General features: G+C 71.1%; 15 protein-coding genes. 3 read left to right on the top strand and 12 right to left on the bottom strand.

Annotated elements, in window-relative coordinates; genetic code table 11:
- Positions 1-10: 10 nt before the first annotated feature.
- From ACZ56L_RS29610 to ACZ56L_RS29595, 4 genes are read right to left on the bottom strand one after another with little or no spacing between them, the layout of a single operon-like run.
- The gene (locus ACZ56L_RS29610; protein WP_345229013.1) at positions 11-1,342 is read right to left on the bottom strand and encodes an NADH-quinone oxidoreductase subunit D; all 1,332 of its coding nucleotides are present in this window, start codon (positions 1,340-1,342) and stop codon (positions 11-13) included.
- The gene (locus ACZ56L_RS29605; RefSeq protein ID WP_468686374.1) at positions 1,339-2,076 is read right to left on the bottom strand and encodes an NADH-quinone oxidoreductase subunit C; all 738 of its coding nucleotides are present in this window, start codon (positions 2,074-2,076) and stop codon (positions 1,339-1,341) included. Before ACZ56L_RS29605 ends, ACZ56L_RS29610 begins: the two co-directional genes overlap by 4 nt.
- On the bottom strand, positions 2,073-2,627 hold the full coding sequence (locus ACZ56L_RS29600; protein ID WP_345229017.1) for a NuoB/complex I 20 kDa subunit family protein: 555 nt from the start codon (positions 2,625-2,627) through the stop codon (positions 2,073-2,075). The genes ACZ56L_RS29605 and ACZ56L_RS29600 overlap by 4 nt, the downstream gene beginning before the upstream one ends.
- A gap of 18 nt (positions 2,628-2,645) precedes the next feature.
- Complete coding sequence (locus tag ACZ56L_RS29595; RefSeq protein WP_189821185.1) at positions 2,646-3,005, bottom strand: NADH-quinone oxidoreductase subunit A; 360 nt, start codon at positions 3,003-3,005, stop codon at positions 2,646-2,648.
- Positions 3,006-3,794: 789 nt separating this feature from the next.
- On the opposite strand from ACZ56L_RS29595, the gene ACZ56L_RS29590 reads away from it, so the two are divergent.
- Positions 3,795-4,673, top strand: coding sequence for a C40 family peptidase (locus ACZ56L_RS29590; protein WP_471067426.1), 879 nt, complete (start codon positions 3,795-3,797; stop codon positions 4,671-4,673).
- A gap of 90 nt (positions 4,674-4,763) precedes the next feature.
- Here the strand turns inward: ACZ56L_RS29590 and ACZ56L_RS29585 are convergent, their stop codons facing one another.
- Positions 4,764-5,690: a threonine/serine dehydratase gene (locus ACZ56L_RS29585; RefSeq protein WP_468686372.1), complete on the bottom strand. Its 927-nt coding sequence runs from the start codon at positions 5,688-5,690 to the stop codon at positions 4,764-4,766.
- 79 nt (positions 5,691-5,769) lie between these two features.
- A complete protein-coding gene (locus tag ACZ56L_RS29580) occupies positions 5,770-7,065 on the bottom strand; it encodes a geranylgeranyl reductase family protein (RefSeq protein WP_345229020.1) in 1,296 nt (431 codons plus the stop codon).
- Between the two features lie 105 nt (positions 7,066-7,170).
- On the opposite strand from ACZ56L_RS29580, the gene ACZ56L_RS29575 reads away from it, so the two are divergent.
- The gene (locus tag ACZ56L_RS29575; protein WP_471067423.1) at positions 7,171-7,758 is read left to right on the top strand and encodes a GNAT family N-acetyltransferase; all 588 of its coding nucleotides are present in this window, start codon (positions 7,171-7,173) and stop codon (positions 7,756-7,758) included.
- Positions 7,759-8,115: 357 nt separating this feature from the next.
- Here ACZ56L_RS29575 and ACZ56L_RS29570 read toward each other — a convergent pair whose 3' ends face one another.
- The 5 genes from ACZ56L_RS29570 to ACZ56L_RS29550 form a co-directional block, all read right to left on the bottom strand.
- A complete protein-coding gene (locus tag ACZ56L_RS29570) occupies positions 8,116-9,105 on the bottom strand; it encodes a glutaminase (protein WP_471067421.1) in 990 nt (329 codons plus the stop codon).
- Positions 9,105-9,797, bottom strand: a complete 693-nt coding sequence (locus ACZ56L_RS29565; RefSeq protein WP_345229022.1) for a demethylmenaquinone methyltransferase — start codon at positions 9,795-9,797, stop codon at positions 9,105-9,107. Before ACZ56L_RS29565 ends, ACZ56L_RS29570 begins: the two co-directional genes overlap by 1 nt.
- Before the next feature lie 75 nt (positions 9,798-9,872).
- Positions 9,873-10,433 (bottom strand): imidazolonepropionase-like domain-containing protein, encoded by a 561-nt coding sequence (locus ACZ56L_RS29560; protein ID WP_345229024.1) that lies wholly within the window; start codon positions 10,431-10,433, stop codon positions 9,873-9,875.
- Positions 10,434-10,440: 7 nt separating this feature from the next.
- Positions 10,441-11,637 (bottom strand): cyclic dehypoxanthinyl futalosine synthase, encoded by a 1,197-nt coding sequence (mqnC, locus tag ACZ56L_RS29555; RefSeq protein ID WP_345229025.1) that lies wholly within the window; start codon positions 11,635-11,637, stop codon positions 10,441-10,443.
- 136 nt (positions 11,638-11,773) lie between these two features.
- Positions 11,774-13,276 carry a serine/threonine-protein kinase gene (locus ACZ56L_RS29550; protein WP_471067418.1) on the bottom strand — a complete coding sequence of 501 codons (1,503 nt, stop codon included), beginning with the start codon at positions 13,274-13,276 and terminating at the stop codon, positions 11,774-11,776.
- Between the two features lie 240 nt (positions 13,277-13,516).
- Here ACZ56L_RS29550 and ACZ56L_RS29545 point away from each other — a divergent pair, with 240 nt between their 5' ends.
- On the top strand, positions 13,517-14,548 hold the full coding sequence (locus tag ACZ56L_RS29545) for an alpha/beta hydrolase (protein ID WP_345229027.1): 1,032 nt from the start codon (positions 13,517-13,519) through the stop codon (positions 14,546-14,548).
- Positions 14,549-14,563: 15 nt separating this feature from the next.
- On the opposite strand, the gene ACZ56L_RS29540 is transcribed toward ACZ56L_RS29545, so the two are convergent.
- Complete coding sequence (locus ACZ56L_RS29540) at positions 14,564-15,436, bottom strand: menaquinone biosynthetic enzyme MqnA/MqnD family protein (RefSeq protein ID WP_345229028.1); 873 nt, start codon at positions 15,434-15,436, stop codon at positions 14,564-14,566.
- Between the last annotated feature and the right edge of the window lie 252 nt (positions 15,437-15,688).

The following is a 15,688-nucleotide window of genomic DNA, read 5'->3' as shown; positions in this document are numbered from 1 at the left end:
GACACATCGGTCATCGGTCGACGCCTCCCATCACGGGGTCGATGGACGCGACGGCGACGATGACGTCGGCGACCTGGCCGCCCTCGCACATCGCCGCCATGGCCTGGAGGTTGGTGAAGGACGGGTCGCGGAAGTGGACCCGGTAGGGGCGGGTGCCGCCGTCGGAGACGACGTGCACGCCGAGTTCGCCCTTGGGGGACTCGACGGCCGCGTACGCCTGGCCGGCCGGGACCCGGAAGCCCTCCGTCACCAGCTTGAAGTGGTGGATCAGGGCCTCCATGGAGGTGCCCATGATCTTCTTGATGTGGTCGAGGGAGTTGCCGAGGCCGTCCGCGCCGATGGCGAGCTGGGCGGGCCAGGCGATCTTCTTGTCCGCGACCATGACGTCACCGGGCTTCTTCAGCCGCTCCAGGCACTGCTCGACGATGTCGAGGGACTGGCGCATCTCTTCGAGCCGGATCAGGAACCGGCCGTAGGAGTCGCAGGTGTCGGCGACGGGGACCTCGAAGTCGTAGGTCTCGTAGCCGCAGTACGGGTCGGTCTTGCGCAGGTCGTGCGGGAGCCCCGCGGAGCGCAGCACGGGCCCGGTGGCGCCGAGCGCCATGCAGCCGGTGAGGTCGAGGTAGCCGACGTCCTGCATGCGGGCCTTGAAGATGGGGTTGCCGGTGGCGAGCTTGTCGTACTCCGGGAGGTTCTTGCGCATGGTCTTCAGCAGCTCGGAGAGCTTGTCCATGGCGCCCGGCGGGAGGTCCTGGGCGAGGCCGCCGGGGCGGACGAACGCGTGGTTCATGCGCAGGCCGGTGATCAGCTCGAAGGCGTCCAGGATGAGTTCGCGGTCCCGGAAGCCGTAGATCATGATCGTGGTCGCGCCGAGCTCCATGCCGCCGGTGGCGATGCACACCAGGTGCGAGGAGAGCCGGTTGAGCTCCATCAGCAGCACGCGGATGACGCTGGCCCGGTCGGGGATCTGGTCGGTGATGCCGAGCAGCTTCTCGACGCCCAGGCAGTACGCCGTCTCGTTGAAGAACGGCGTCAGGTAGTCCATGCGCGTGACGAAGGTGGTGCCCTGCGTCCAGTTCCGGAATTCGAGGTTCTTCTCGATGCCGGTGTGGAGGTAGCCGATGCCGCAGCGGGCCTCGGTGACGGTCTCGCCGTCGATCTCCAGGATCAGGCGGAGCACGCCGTGGGTGGACGGGTGCTGGGGGCCCATGTTGACGATGATGCGTTCGTCGTCGGACTTCGCCGCCGACTGGACGACCTCGTCCCAGTCGCCGCCGGTGACCGTGTAGACGGTGCCCTCGGTGGTCTCACGGGCCGACGCAGAAGAAGGGGGAGTGGTCACGAGTACGACCTCCGCTGGTCCGGAGCCGGGATCTGGGCGCCCTTGTACTCGACGGCGATGCCGCCGAGGGGGTAGTCCTTGCGCTGCGGGAAGCCCTGCCAGTCGTCCGGCATCATGATCCGGGTCAGGGCGGGGTGGCCGTCGAAGACCAGGCCGAAGAAGTCGTACGCCTCGCGCTCGTGCCAGTCGTTGGTCGGGTACACCGAGACCAGCGAGGGGACGTGCGGGTCGGCGTCGGGGGCGCTGACTTCGAGCCGGACGAGCCGCCCATGGGTGAGCGAGCGCAGGTGGTAGACGGCGTGCAGCTCGCGTCCCTTGTCCTCCGGGAAGTGCACCCCGCTCACTCCCGTGCACAGCTCGAAGCGCAGGGCGGGGTCGTCGCGCAGGGTGCGGGCCACCTGGAGCAGGTGCTCGCGGGCGATGTGGAAGGTGAGTTCGCCGCGGTCGACGACCGTCTTCTCGATGGCGTGCGAGGGCAGCAGGTCCTGCTCCTCCAGCGCCCCCTCCAGTTCGTCGGCGACTTCGTCGAACCACCCGCCGTACGGGCGTGACGACTCCCCGGGGAAGGTGACGGTCCGTACGAGACCGCCGTAACCGGTGGTGTCGCCGCCGTCGTTGGCGCCGAACATGCCCTTGCGGGTACGGACGACCTCGCCGCCCGACTCGCGCGGGGCGGGGACCGGGTGCGGGGCGCTCTCGTCCTGGGTCCGGCCGTTGACGTGCTGGTCGCTCACCGCAGCAGCCCCTTCATCTCGATCATGGGGAGTGCCTTGAGGGCCGCCTCCTCCGCCTCGCGGGCCGCTTCCTCCGCGTTCACGCCGAGCTTGGAGCCCTGGATCTTCTGGTGGAGCTTGAGGATCGCGTCCATCAGCATCTCGGGGCGCGGCGGGCAGCCGGGGAGGTAGATGTCGACCGGCACGATGTGGTCGACGCCCTGCACGATGGCGTAGTTGTTGAACATGCCGCCCGACGAGGCGCAGACCCCCATGGAGATCACCCACTTGGGGTTCGGCATCTGGTCGTAGACCTGTCGCAGGACGGGCGCCATCTTCTGGCTGACCCGGCCGGCCACGATCATCAGGTCCGCCTGCCGCGGCGAGCCGCGGAAGACCTCCATGCCGAAGCGGGCCAGGTCGTACCGGCCCGCGCCCGTCGTCATCATCTCGATGGCGCAGCAGGCGAGGCCGAAGGTGGCGGGGAAGACGGAGGACTTCCGCACCCAGCCAGCGGCCTGTTCGACGGTGGTGAGCAGGAATCCGCTCGGCAGTTTCTCTTCGAGTCCCATGGGTGATCCCTCAGCCCCTCAGTCCCATTCCAGGCCGCCGCGACGCCATACGTACGCGTACGCGACAAAAACGGTGAGCACGAAGAGGAGCATCTCGACGAGCCCGAAAATCCCCAGGGCGTCGAAGGAGACCGCCCAGGGGTAGAGGAAGACGATCTCGATGTCGAAGACGATGAACAGCATCGCCGTCAGGTAGTACTTGATGGGGAAACGGCCGCCGCCGGCCGGCGTCGGGGTGGGCTCGATGCCGCACTCGTACGCTTCCTGCTTCGCCCGGTTGTAGCGCTTGGGGCCGATAAGCGTGGCCATGACCACGGAGAAGATCGCAAACCCTGCCCCGAGGGCGCCGAGCACAAGGATGGGCGCGTAAGCATTCACCCTCCTCGCTCCTTCCAGTCGTCCTTGACCGTTGGACCGCGCCGGGCTCGTGCCTGCCCCGGAGCGGGGGGCCGGTGCGCCTCGTCGTTCTCCGCGGTGGACCGTAGGAAGATCGCGGATATGTGAGGCAGTTCACAAGCCTGACTGCCCCGCATCCTATGCCTGCTGGTCTGTGATCTGCGACACGGGGTGCGACAACGAGTTTGTGATCTCCACCACCTGACGAAGGATCATGAAGCCGGATGAGCGGTGATCTACGTACCGGAAGCGCGCAAGTGATCACCTGCCGTGACATTCGGTGGCGTTGCCGCTGGTGAGAGACGTGTTGCTCTATCAAGAGCTGTCCACTACAAGCAAATTGGAACTGGACGCCCCGGCGTGATAAAGCCGCGCGGGACCTTCCCCGGTGATTCCCGACGACTCGGACTCACCCGCCCGAGGGGGTCCGCGGAGGCGGGTGGACACGTGCGCGCGTTCACGAGCGCGCGAGCCGGGGGGCGACTCCGTCGGCAGACTCACCGTTGACCGCCCGCCGTGTGACCTGCGTCACGCTCAACAACGCGCCGGGAAACCGGGCTTGGCCATGCGTGTGAACAGATGGTAGGCGTCGGGGCAATTCGGGCGTATCGTGGAAAACCCGTGATCACAGCGCCGATCATGGATGCCCGTTTTGCCCGTTACGGCGTCAATAAGACTGCTGGGAAACCGAATTCGGGCCACTTTTCGGCAACTGTGGCGGAGACCACGTTTCTTGATGCCGAGTCGTTACCTCTGATAGCGGTTGTTCTCATGTCCCACACCGCTCACATAACCAGCCACCGGAAGCCCCGTCGCAGCGCCTCGAAGATGGCGCTCCGTGCCGGAGTTGCCGGTGGCGTCCTCAGCACCATCGCGGTTGCCGGCGCAGCGGCTCCGGCGAACGCCGAGCCGGTGCACGAGACCACCGTCGAGATGCCGACGCTCACCGACGCCCCCGCGAAGCCCGCTTCCACCGTCAGCACCGCAGCGGAGGCGACGCAGCAGATCGCCTTCGAGTACGACCGGCAGGCCCGCCAGGAGGCGGCCGCCGAAACCGCCCTGAAGGACGCCAAGAAGGCCAAGGCCGAGGCGGACCGCAAGGCGGAGGCCGAGAAGAAGGCCGCCGAGGCCCGCCAGAAGGCCGAGCAGAAGGCCGCCGAGGACCGCGCCTCGCGCTCCTCCGACCGCTCCTCGCTGCGCTCCTACTCCGCCGCCACCCCCGCCTCCTCGTCCTCGTCCTCCTCCTCGTCTTCCTCTCCCTCTTCTTCCTCTTCCTCCTCCAAGTCGACGGCCACCGGCAGCGCCGCCGCCGTCGTCGCGTTCGCTCGGGCGCAGGTCGGCGACGCGTACGTCATGGGCAGCACCGGCCCGAACGCGTGGGACTGCTCCGGCCTCACCCAGGCCGCGTTCCGCAGCATCGGCGTGGACCTGCCGCGGGTCTCGCAGAGCCAGTCGACCGCGGGCACCCAGGTCGGCCTGAACAACCTCAAGCCGGGCGACATCCTGTACTGGGGTGGCGCGGGCAGCGCGTACCACGTGGGCATCTACGTGGGCGGCGGCAACTTCGTCGGTGCGCAGAATTCGGGCACGGGCGTCGTCGAGCGCCCGCTGTCGTACGACCCGCCGACGGGCGCGGTGCGGGTCCTCTGATCCGTTTGTCCTGAATTCGCTTGGCCAGGGGCCGCCGTTCTCCCGCTCGGGGACGGCGGCCCCTCGGCGTGCGCGGGATGCGGCGGGGCCTCAGGCCAGGGTGGTGAGGGAGGTGTTGGCGCCGCACAGGACGAAGGCGGTCCGGGTGCCGGGCTCAGGGACGAAGGCGGCCGCGGTCGCCGCCGCGTGTTCGACGGCGAGGCGGTGCTCGTCCCACAGTCGCTGACGGGCCGCCACGATCGCCTCCTCGGTGACCAGCACGGAGCGCACGCCCTCCCGCCGGGCCGCTTCCAGCGCGTCCTGCGAGACCCGGGTCGCGCCGAGGGAGTCGGCGGCCACGGAGGACACCGGTACGTCCACCACCCGGCCCGCGTCCAGGGCGGCGTGGAGCGCACGGCAGTTCTCCGGCTCGACGGCGACCACCCGCACGCCCGCCTCCAGCGCCGCCGTCGCGACCCCCGCGAAGAGCCCGCCGCCGCCCACCGAGACCACGATCGTGTCCACGCCTTCCGGAACCCCCCGCAGGATCTCCTCGGTCAGGGTGCCCGCGCCCGCCGCGATCAGCGGATGGTCGTACGCGTGCGAGGCCAGGGCCCCGGAGGCCGCCGCGAACTCCTCGCAGGCGGCCCGCGCCTCGTCGTACCGCTGCCCCACGAGCCGTACCTCCGCGCCGTACGAACGCAGCCGGGCGACCTTCACCGCGGGGGCGTTCTCCGGCAGGAAGACGGTGGCCCGCACGCCCAGTTCGCGGGCGGCCCAGCCGCAGGCGAGGCCGGCGTTGCCGCCGGAGGCGATGGTGACGCCCGCGTCGGGGAGGCCGCCGCTCTCCTGATGGGCGAGGAGGAAGTTCATCGCGCCGCGCGCCTTGAAGCTGCCGGTGTGCTGGAGGAGTTCGAGGGCGAGGAAGCGGTGCGGGGCGGCCTGCGCCACGGCGACGGGGCGGATGCGGCCGGCGATCCGTTCGGCGGCGGCCTTGATCTCGCCGGAAGTCAGTCGGGGGGCGCTGGGTGACGGCACGGGGGCTCCAGGCGGGGAGGCAGGGACGTTCCGGAGGGGTCAGGGCGACGGCAGGGCGCGGCGGCCGAGGGGGCGGGAGTCAGGAGGTGGGGGCGACTTTGGCGAGGCCGTTGATGATGCGGTCCATCGCGTCGCCGCCCGTCGGGTCCGTCAAGTTGGCCAGCATCTTCAGGGTGAAGCGCATCAGGACGGGATGCGTGAGACCGCGCTCCGTCGCCAGCTTCATGATCTTCGGGTTGCCGATGAGCTTCACGAAGGCGCGGCCCATCGTGTAGTACCCGCCGTAGGTGTCCTTGAGGACCTGCGGATAGCGGGCCAGCGCCATCTCCCGCTGCGCGGGCGTCGCCCGGGCGTGGGCCTGGACGATGACGTCCGCGGCGATCTGCCCCGATTCCATCGCATAGGCGATGCCCTCGCCGTTGAACGGGTTGACCATGCCGCCCGCGTCACCGACCAGCAGCAGCCCCTTGGTGTAGTGGGGCTGGCGGTTGAAGGCCATGGGGAGGGCCGCGCCCCGGATGGGCATGGTCATGTTCTCGGGGGTGTACCCCCACTCCTCGGGCATCGACGCGCACCACGCCTTGAGCACCTCGCGCCAGTCCAGCTCCTTGAACGCCTTGGAGGAGTTGAGGATGCCGAGGCCGACGTTGGACGTGCCGTCGCCCATGCCGAAGATCCAGCCGTAGCCGGGCAGGAGGCGGTCCTGCGGGCCGCGCCGGTCCCACAGTTCCAGCCAGGATTCGAGGTAGTCGTCGTCGTGGCGGGGCGAGGTGAAGTACGTCCGTACCGCGACGCCCATCGGGCGGTCCTCGCGCCGGTGCAGCCCCATCGCGAGGGACAGCCGGGTGGAGTTGCCGTCGGCGGCGACGACGAGCGGCGCGTGGAAGGTGGTGGGGACCTTGTCCTCGCCGAGCTTGGCCTCGACGCCCGTGATGCGGCCGGTGCGCCGGTCGAGGACCGGGGCGCCGACGTTGCAGCGCTCGTACAGCCGGGCGCCCGCCTTCTGGGCCTGCCGGGCGAGCTGTTCGTCGAAGTCGTCGCGCTTGCGGACCAGTCCGTAGTCCGGGTACGAGGCCAGCTCGGGCCAGTCGAGCTGGAGCCGCTGCCCGCCGCCGATGATGCGCAGCCCCTTGTTGCGCAGCCAGCCGGCTTCCTCGGAGATGTCGATGCCCATGGAGACCAGTTGCTTGGTGGCGCGGGGGGTGAGGCCGTCGCCGCAGACCTTCTCGCGGGGGAAGGCGGTCTTCTCCAGGAGGAGGACGTCCAGACCCGACTTGGCCAGGTAGTACGCGGTGGCGGAGCCGGCGGGTCCGGCCCCGACGACGATCACATCTGCGCTGTGCTCGGAGGGGGTCGGGGTCGCGGGCTCGGTCACGGCGGGGTCTCCCGTAAGACTCGATGTCGATGTCGTGCCTTGACGGCACAGGGCTACGGGCAGTCTATGGGGGCGTACTCCTCCATCATCTGAAGGGCTGCCCTCATGACCCTCACGCCGCCTGTGGCTCCCGCCGTGGCTTCCGTACCGTCCGTCGTGCCGTCCGTGGTGCCGTCCTCCGCGCCGCCGCGCGCCCTGCCGGCGGTGCGGTTGCGGGTGCCGGTCGAGGAGGACGCGTACGCCTGGTACGACGTGTTCAAGAACGCCGAGGTCATGGAGTTCTTCGGCGGGAAGCCGAAGGGGGTCTCGGTGTACGAGGAGCTGACGGCCCGCCAGCGCAAGCACGACGCGGAACTGGGCTACTGCCTGTGGACCTTGCTGGACGAGGACGACCGGGTGATCGGCTTCACCGGCGCGCAGCCGTGGCCGCACACGCACTACGGGCCGGTCGGGGAGATCGAGATCGGGTGGCGGCTGGGGCGGGAGTTCTGGGGCCGGGGTTACGCGGCCGCGGCGGCGCGGGAGGCGGTGGCGCGGGTGCGGGCGGCGGGGGTGCCGGAGGTGGTGGCGGTGGTGGACGTGCGCAACGCGCGGTCGATCGCGGTGGCGGAGCGGCTGGGGATGCGGGAGGCGGAGCCGTTCGTGGTGCCGGGGGCGGGGCGGGAGGGGCGCTGCTTCCGGCTGACGCTGTAGCGGGGCGGGGTACGGGGCGGCTCGGCCTTCCGCGGCGGGTGCGGCCGGGGCGGGGGCCGGGCTCGCGGCCCCGGCGGGGACGTGCACCCGGCGCAGGCGCTTGCGCAGGAGGCGGCGGCACCCGGGTGGGCCGGGAGCGGAAGGGGCCGCCCCTTGCCCGCCCTCCCGCAAGGGGCCGGGGGAAAGGGAGAGGGGGAAGGCGGCTGCGAAGCAGCCCCTTCAGGGGCGCGGGGAACTGCGCGACCAGCCACGACGAACCCGCACAGGACCCAGACCGCCACGAACCCGCACGGGACCGTGACCACGACGCACCCGCACGGGACCGGAACCACCGCGCCCCCGCACGCGTGCCCGGTGTCAGAAGACCGAGAGGCCCGTCAGGGTGGTGAAGCGGTCCAGGGCGGCTATGCCCGCCACCGAGTTCCCCTGCGGGTCGAGCCCGGGGCTCCACACGCACACCGTGCACACCCCCGGGACGACGGCCACGATTCCGCCGCCCACCCCGCTCTTGCCGGGCAGCCCGACCCGGTAGGCGAACTCGCCCGCCGCGTCGTACGTCCCGCAGGTCAGCATCACCGCGTTGATCTGCTTGGCGAGGCGGCGCGGCAGCAGCCGGGTGCCGTCGGCGCGCAGGCCGTGCCGGGCCAGGAAGCGGGTGGCCAGCGCCAGGTCCGCGCAGTTCATCTCGATCGAGCACTGCCAGAAGTAGTGGTCGAGCAGGGCGGGGATCGGGTTGGCGATGTTGCCGTAGGACGCCATGAAGTGGGCCAGCGCCGCGTTGCGGTCGCCGTGGTCGGACTCGGAGGCGGCGACCTCCGGGTCGAAGGTGACGTCGGGGTTCCCGCTCTCCTGCCGGAGGAATCCGAGGAGTTCGCTGCTCGCGTCGCCGGTGAGGGTCTGGAGCCGGTCCGTCACGACGAGCGCGCCGGCGTTGATGAACGGATTGCGCGGTATCCCGTTCTCGTACTCCAACTGCACGAGCGAGTTGAAGGGGTTGCCGGACGGCTCCCGGCCGACCCTCTCCCACAGGTCGTCGCCGCCCTGCGCGAGGGCCAGCGCCAGGGCGAAGACCTTGGTGATGGACTGGGTGGAGAACGGCTGCCGCCAGTCCCCCACCCCGTACACCTTGCCGTCGAGGTCGGCGATCGCCATGCCGAAGCGGTTCGGATCGACGCAGGACAGCGCGGGGATGTACGCGGCGACCTGCCCCGCCCCGATCTGCGGCCGCACATCGGCCTCGATCCGGCGCAGGATGCCCTGGAAGTCGAAGTCCGCGGGCTGCTCCGGCTCGCTCTCCCGCCCGTGCTCCGACGCCACGGCTCCCGGCCCGGCCGACCCCGCGCTCATCAGATCCGCACGCCCCGGTGCAGCGCGACCACGCCGCCGGTCAGGTTGCGCCAGGCGACCTTCGACCAGCCGGCCTGCTGCAGCTTCTTGGCGAGTCCGGCCTGGTCGGGCCAGGCGCGGATGGACTCGGCGAGGTAGACGTACGCGTCGGGGTTGGAGGAGACGGCGCGCGCGACCGGCGGCAGCGCCCGCATCAGGTACTCGTTGTAGACGGTCCGGAACGGCGCCCAGGTGGGGTCGGAGAACTCGCAGATCACCACCCGTCCGCCCTTCTTCGTCACCCGGAACATCTCCCGCAGCGCGGCCTCCGTGTCGACGACGTTGCGCAGCCCGAAGGAGATGGTGACGGCGTCGAAGGACTTGTCCTGGAAGGGGAGCTTCGTGGCGTCACCGGCGGTGAAGGGCAGGTGCGCGTGCCGCTTCTTGCCCTCGCTCAGCATCCCGATCGAGAAGTCGCACGGCACCACGTACGCGCCGGTGGCCGCGAAGGGCAGGGAGGAGGTGGCGGTGCCGGCCGCGAGGTCGAGGACGCGCTTGCCGGGCCCGGGGTCGACGGCCCGGGTCACCTCCTTGCGCCAGGCGCGGTCCTGGCCCAGGGACAGGACGGTGTTGGTGAGGTCGTAGTTCGCCGCCACTCCGTCGAACATCGAGGCGACTTCGTGCGGCTGCTTGTCCAGGGATGCTCGGGTCACCCGCCCATTGTGCCGGGCAGCGGGGCGGCGGGCGTGCGGGGGCTCACCGGCGGGCCCGGGATCGGCGGCTCGCCCTCAGGCCCGCCGGAACACCAGCCTGCCGCCGATGACGGTGACCAGGCAGGCCCCCGGCGTCCCCGCGTCCGTCCCCTCCGCGAACACCGCGAAGTCGGCGGGGGCGGACGGGGCGAGCGGGCCCGGGCGTGGCGCGGGCAGGACCCGTACCGGTGACCGCTCGACCGCGGTCCGCACCGCCGGGTGGGTGAACGGCCCCGCGACGGCGGTCGTCCCGTGCGCGAGCAGCCGCTGCACGCCCCGGCGGGCGCTGTGGCCCCAGCGGGTGTCGGTCAGGTCCAGGCCGCGCAGGGCGGGCCCGGTCAGCGGCTCGGCGCCCAGCTCGTCGGCCTCGCGGGGGTCGGGCCAGTAGTGGGCCTGGAGGAGGTCGACGGCGTCGGGCTCGAAGCGGCCGGGGGTGAGGTGGCCGTCCCACTCCCGGACGCGGGCGCGGGGGTCGAGCTCCGGGGCGAGCTCCTCGTACGTGCCGACGGCGCGAACGCGGTCGCCGTCCACGACGACCGCGTTCCCGCGCACTCCGTCGGCCTCCCGGATGCCGCGCACCCGGTGGATGGTCAGCACCGGCGCGTCAGTTGGAGGCGAGGAGCTTCAGCTCGGGGTGGGCCGTGCCGCCCTCGATGGCCGTGGAGGAGAGGTGCGAGACGACGTGGTCGTCGACCGGGTCGTCCGCCGGGTCGGTGTGCACGACGAGGTGCTCGTACGTGGTGGCGCGCTGGGCGGGGACGCGGCCGGCCTTGCGGATGAGGTCGATGATCTCCATCCGGTTGGAGCGGTGCTTGGCGCCGGCGGACGACACGACGTTCTCCTCGAGCATGATCGAGCCGAGGTCGTCCGCGCCGTAGTGCAGGGAGAGCTGGCCGACCTCCTTGCCCGTGGTCAGCCAGGAGCCCTGGATGTGGGCGACGTTGTCGAGGAAGATCCGCGCGATGGCGATCATCCGCAGGTACTCGAAGAGGGTGGCCTGGGTGCGGCCCTTCAGCGCGTTGTTCTGCGGCTGGTAGGTGTACGGGATGAAGGCGCGGAAGCCGCCCGTGCGGTCCTGGACGTCGCGGATCATGCGCAGGTGCTCGATGCGCTCGGCGTTGGTCTCGCCGGTGCCCATGAGCATGGTGGACGTCGACTCGACGCCGAGGCCGTGGGCCTCCTCCATGATCTCCAGCCAGCGCTCGCCGGACTCCTTCAGCGGGGCGATGGCCTTGCGGGGGCGGGCCGGGAGCAGCTCGGCGCCGGCGCCGGCGAAGGAGTCGAGGCCGGCGGCGTGGATCCGCTGGATGGCCTCCTTCGTGCTCACCTTGCTGATCCGGGCCATGTGCTCGACCTCGGAGGCGCCGAGGGAGTGGATGACGAGCTGCGGGTACGCCTTCTTGATCGCCGAGAAGTGCTCTTCGTAGTACTCGACGCCGTAGTCGGGGTGGTGCCCGCCCTGGAACATGATCTGGGTGCCGCCCAGCTCGACGGTCTCCGCGCAGCGGCGCAGGATGTCGTCGAGGTCGCGGGTCCACACGTCGGGGCTCTTCGGCGCGGCGAAGAAGGCGCAGAACTTGCACGCGGTGACGCAGGAGTTCGTGTAGTTGATGTTGCGCTCGATGATGTACGTCGCGATGTGCTCGGTGCCGGCGTAGCGGCGGCGGCGGACGGCGTCGGCGGCCTGGCCGAGCGCGTGCAGCGGGGCGTCGCGGTAGAGGGCGAGGGCCTCCTCGGGGGTGATGCGGCCACCCTCGGCGGCACGGTCAAGGACAGACTGGAGGTCGGCCTTCTCGGTCACCGGGGCGGGTCCTTCCCAGAGGGGTTTCGGGAGCGTACGTCAAGACTGATCCAGCCTACGCCAGCGGCCTGGGCCGGCCGGGCGGCCCCTCCCCGGAGCGGCCCCGCCGCCCGGGGAGGGGGGTGCGGGGGCGGGGTCAGCGCTTCCGGAGGGTTCCGTAGGGCTTCCCCTGTTTCGCGGACGGCGACGTGTACTGGAGCGTGCCGTCCGGGTTCCGGGTGAGGACGAGTTCGCTGGACTCGCCGGAACACAGGAGCGGGGTGGAGGGGCGCGCCGGGTCGGGGCGGTCCACCACGACCACCTTGTCGGCCGTCGCGGACTCCAGCCTGCCGACGCCGTGGCACTTGTAGCCCATCAGCTCGTACGTCGACCTCAGCACGTCCTCGCCCTTGCCGCCCCGCACGAGGGTGATCGTGGCCGTGCCGTGCGGCTGGTCGGTGGTGGCCTCCGTGATGCTGCCGCTCCAGGTGCCGAGGAAGCCGTCCGGCACCCCGCCGCCGGGCGCCCGGGGCTCGGACGCCGACATGTCCCGGGACTGCTTCTCCTCCCCCAGCAGCGGCGGCAGGAAGGCGATGCCGAGCGCCACCCCGGCCAGCGCGCCCGCCACCGCGAGCACCACCGTGCAGCTCCGCCGCCTGCTCCGCTGCGCGGGGTCGCCGTCCTCACTGTCGCCGGACGACGTCGGGGCCGGCTCGAACTCCTCCGGCGCAGACGCCCCCTGCGTGAACGGCACCGGCCCCGAGGCCGCCTCCAGCTCCAGCAGCCGCACCGCGCTGCGCCCCGCCTCCGCGACCAGCTCCCCCGGCAGCCACCCCGCCCGCACCGCCGCGGCCGCCCCGCCCAGCAGCAGCCGTTCGCCGACCTCGCGCGGGGTGGGCCGCTCGGCGGCGCTCTTGGCGAGGCAGGACAGGACCAGGTCCCGCAGGTCGCCGTGCAGCCCCGACAGCTCGGGTTCCTCGTGCACGACCTTGTAGAGCAGGGCGGCCGCCGAGTCCCCGGGGAAGGGGGACGCCCCCGTCGCCGCGAACGCCAGCACCGCCCCCAGCGAGAAGACGTCGGCGGCCGGGGTGACCCCCTTGCCGAGGATCTGCTCCGGCGACATGTAGCCGGGCGAGCCCACCGACACCCCGGTCGACGTCAGGGACGCCGTCGCGTCCGTGGCCCGCGCTATCCCGAAGTCGATCAGCCGGGGCCCGTCCAGGGTGAGCAGCACGTTCGACGGCTTCACATCCCGGTGCACGAGGCCGAGCGCGTGCACCGCCGTCAGCGCCTCCGCGAGGCCCGCGCCCAGGACCCGTACCGAGGAGTCCGGCAGCGGGCCGTGCCCGGCGACCGCCTGCGTCAACGAAGGGCCCGCGACGTAACCCGTCGCCACCCACGGCACCGGGGCCTCCGGGTCCGCGTCCAGGACGGGCGCCGTCCACGCCCCGCCGACCTTCCGCGCGGCCGCCACCTCGCGGCGGAACCGCGCCCTGAACTCCTCGTCCTGCGCGAAGTGCGGGTGCACCACCTTGACCGCGACCGTGCGGCCCCCCGCGGTGCGCCCGAGGTAGACGCGGCCCATGCCGCCGGACCCCAGCCGTCCGAGCAGCCGGTAGTCACCGATATTCTGCGGTTCGCCCGCTTCCAGCGGTTGCATGGTGGTGTTCTCCCCCGAGACCTCGTGAACCGTGAACCCGCGTGGACCCTGCTCCCACAGTAGGGCCGACGTGTGCGGGATCACTGGGACAGATCGGGCCGGGGGCGAACCGAAGCCCCCCGAGGCACATCTCCTTGTACGGATCGCGCACACAGCGTGTCCGCCGCGTGGAGGAATCGGGTGGCCCCGCACCGCCCCCGTCGCCGCACGTCCGCCCCCACCCGCCCCCGGAGCCCCCGCATGAATCGCCTGCCGACCCGCCGCCTGATAGCCGCCGCCCTGCTCGGGTCCCTCCTGACGCTCTCGGTGACGGGCTGCTCGGACGAGGGCAAGCCGTACGACTTCAACTCGGCCGAGGACAACGGCGGTTCGATCCAGCGCAACGACCTCCAGCAGGCCGCGTCCAAGGGCGGGGCCGACACGCTGCTGCCGCGCGGGCCGCGCGCGGACTTCTCCGTGTTCCGCACCCTGGACGACGGCACGAAGGTCGCCCAGACGACCCTGTCCGGCGCGAAGTCCGGCTTCACCGGCAAGGTGTGGGTGTGGGCCCCGAAGGAGTACTTCGACCCGAAGTACGCGGAGAGCGGTTTCCCGGTGCTGACGGCGCTGCCGGGTTCGTACGGGCACGACAGCAATTACTGGTCGCTGGAGAAGAAGCACTTCCTGGAGACGGTCGCCGAGATGACCGAGCGGGGGCAGAGCCTGCCGTTCCTCGTCGTGATGCCCGTGCAGAATCCGGAGAAGAAGTACCACGACGGCAGCGACATTCCCGGGCGGCCGAAAATGGACACCTGGCTGACGCAGGACGTCCCGGATTTCGTCCGGGCGAATTTCCGCACGTACCGCTCGCGGGACGGCTGGGCGTTCATGGGTTCGTCGTCCGGCGGATTCATCGCGCTGAAGTCGGTGCTGAAGTACCCGGAGCGTTTCAAGGCGGCGATCTCCTCGGGCCCGGACCTCGTGCCGGACTCCCCGATGTGGAAGGGCCACCCGCAGGAGAAACTGGCGAACAGTCCGCGGAAGCTGGCCGGCGACCTGATCAAGCGGCCGGACGCCCCGAAGGTGTACCTGGCGTTCCAGGTCGGGTCCAAGGAGAAGCTGATCCCGCGGGTGCGGCGCTTCATGGAGGACTACGGCAAGGGCCCGATCAAGACCCGCCTCCAGGTGATCCCGGACGGCGTCCACAATCCGGCGACGTACATCAAGGGCATGGAGTCGGGCAGCCTCGCCTGGCTGAGCTCGCACCTGAAGGCGCCCGTCCCCACCCCCTGAGCGGGCCGTCGGGGGTCATTCGCCCAACAGGGTCACGTGCACGTCCGTGGGGTACCCGGTGGTCTCCCCGGTGCGGCGCGCGAACTCCTCGACGCCCGCGATCTGCTCGGGCCCGAAGCGGAAGTCGAGCGTGGTGAAGTACTTCTCCAGCAGCCGGGCGTCGAAGTCCTCCCAGCGGGCGGCCTGCTCGGCGACCTGGTCGACCTCGGCCAGCGACAGGTCGCGGGAGGCGAGGAACGCCTCGTGCGCCTTCTCCACGTGGTACGGCTCGCGGGCCAGGTAGTCCTTGCGGGCGGCCCACACGGCGAAGACGAACGGCAGCCCCGTCCACTCCTTCCACATCTGCCCCAGGTCGTGGACCTGGAGGCCGAGCCGGGGCGCGTCGTGCAGGGAGGCCCGCAGCGCGGCGTCCCCGATCAGCACGGCGGCGTCCGCCTCGCGCATCATCAGCGACAGGTCCGGCGGGCAGGTGTAGTAGTCGGGCTCGACGCCGTACTGCTCGGCCAGGAGGAGCTGTGCCAGGCGTACGGAGGTACGCGAGGTGGAGCCGAGGGCGACCCGCGCCTTGTCCAGCTCCGCCAGCGGCACCTTGGAGACGATCACGCAGGACATCACGGGCCCGTCGCAGCCGACCGCGAGGTCGGGGAAGGCCACCAGGTCGTCGGCGTTCTTCAGGAACTCGACCAGGGTGACCGGGCCGATGTCCAGGTCGCCCCGGACGAGCTGCTCGCTGAGCCGTTCGGGGGTGTCCTTGGTCAGCTCGAAGTCCAGCAGGCTCCCGGTGCGCGCCAGGCCCCAGTAGAGGGGCACGCAGTTCAGGAACTGGATGTGGCCGACGCGGGGCCGGGTGCGGTTCGGCGTCAGCTCGCCAGCGGTTGAATTGTCCACATCGCGAGGCTAGACCCGCGCTGACCGGAGGGCCCCTCCGGGGGTCGGCGGACGGGGTCGCGGGAGGCCCCCGGGCCCCCGTCCGGCGTCAGCCGACACGCCCGCGTCAAACATCCGAGTGACGTGATCTTTCCCTCTACCGCTTGCCCAAAGGTGCGTGCTAGGCTCGCCCGCAAGTTGCAGTTTGGTTTCCCTTGCAGTACAGAGCCTGCGGACATGTAACCCGCAGGCTTTTGTTTTCAGACTTCCTTG

The organism is Streptomyces sp. NPDC039736, assembly GCF_055596485.1.
The sequence above is the reverse complement of the archived record's forward strand: the minus strand, read 5'-3'. Positions and strand labels throughout refer to the sequence as shown.

Excerpts from the sequence above, each read along its gene's own strand:
- ACZ56L_RS29575 (WP_471067423.1), top strand. The coding sequence starts at position 7,171 with ATGACCCTCACGCCGCCTGTGGCTCCCGCCGTGGCTTCCGTACCGTCC.
- ACZ56L_RS29600 (WP_345229017.1), bottom strand. The coding sequence starts at position 2,627 with ATGGGACTCGAAGAGAAACTGCCGAGCGGATTCCTGCTCACCACCGTC.
- ACZ56L_RS29570 (WP_471067421.1), bottom strand. The coding sequence starts at position 9,105 with ATGAGCGCGGGGTCGGCCGGGCCGGGAGCCGTGGCGTCGGAGCACGGG.
- ACZ56L_RS29590 (WP_471067426.1), top strand. The coding sequence starts at position 3,795 with ATGTCCCACACCGCTCACATAACCAGCCACCGGAAGCCCCGTCGCAGC.
- ACZ56L_RS29550 (WP_471067418.1), bottom strand. The coding sequence starts at position 13,276 with ATGCAACCGCTGGAAGCGGGCGAACCGCAGAATATCGGTGACTACCGG.
- ACZ56L_RS29545 (WP_345229027.1), top strand. The coding sequence starts at position 13,517 with ATGAATCGCCTGCCGACCCGCCGCCTGATAGCCGCCGCCCTGCTCGGG.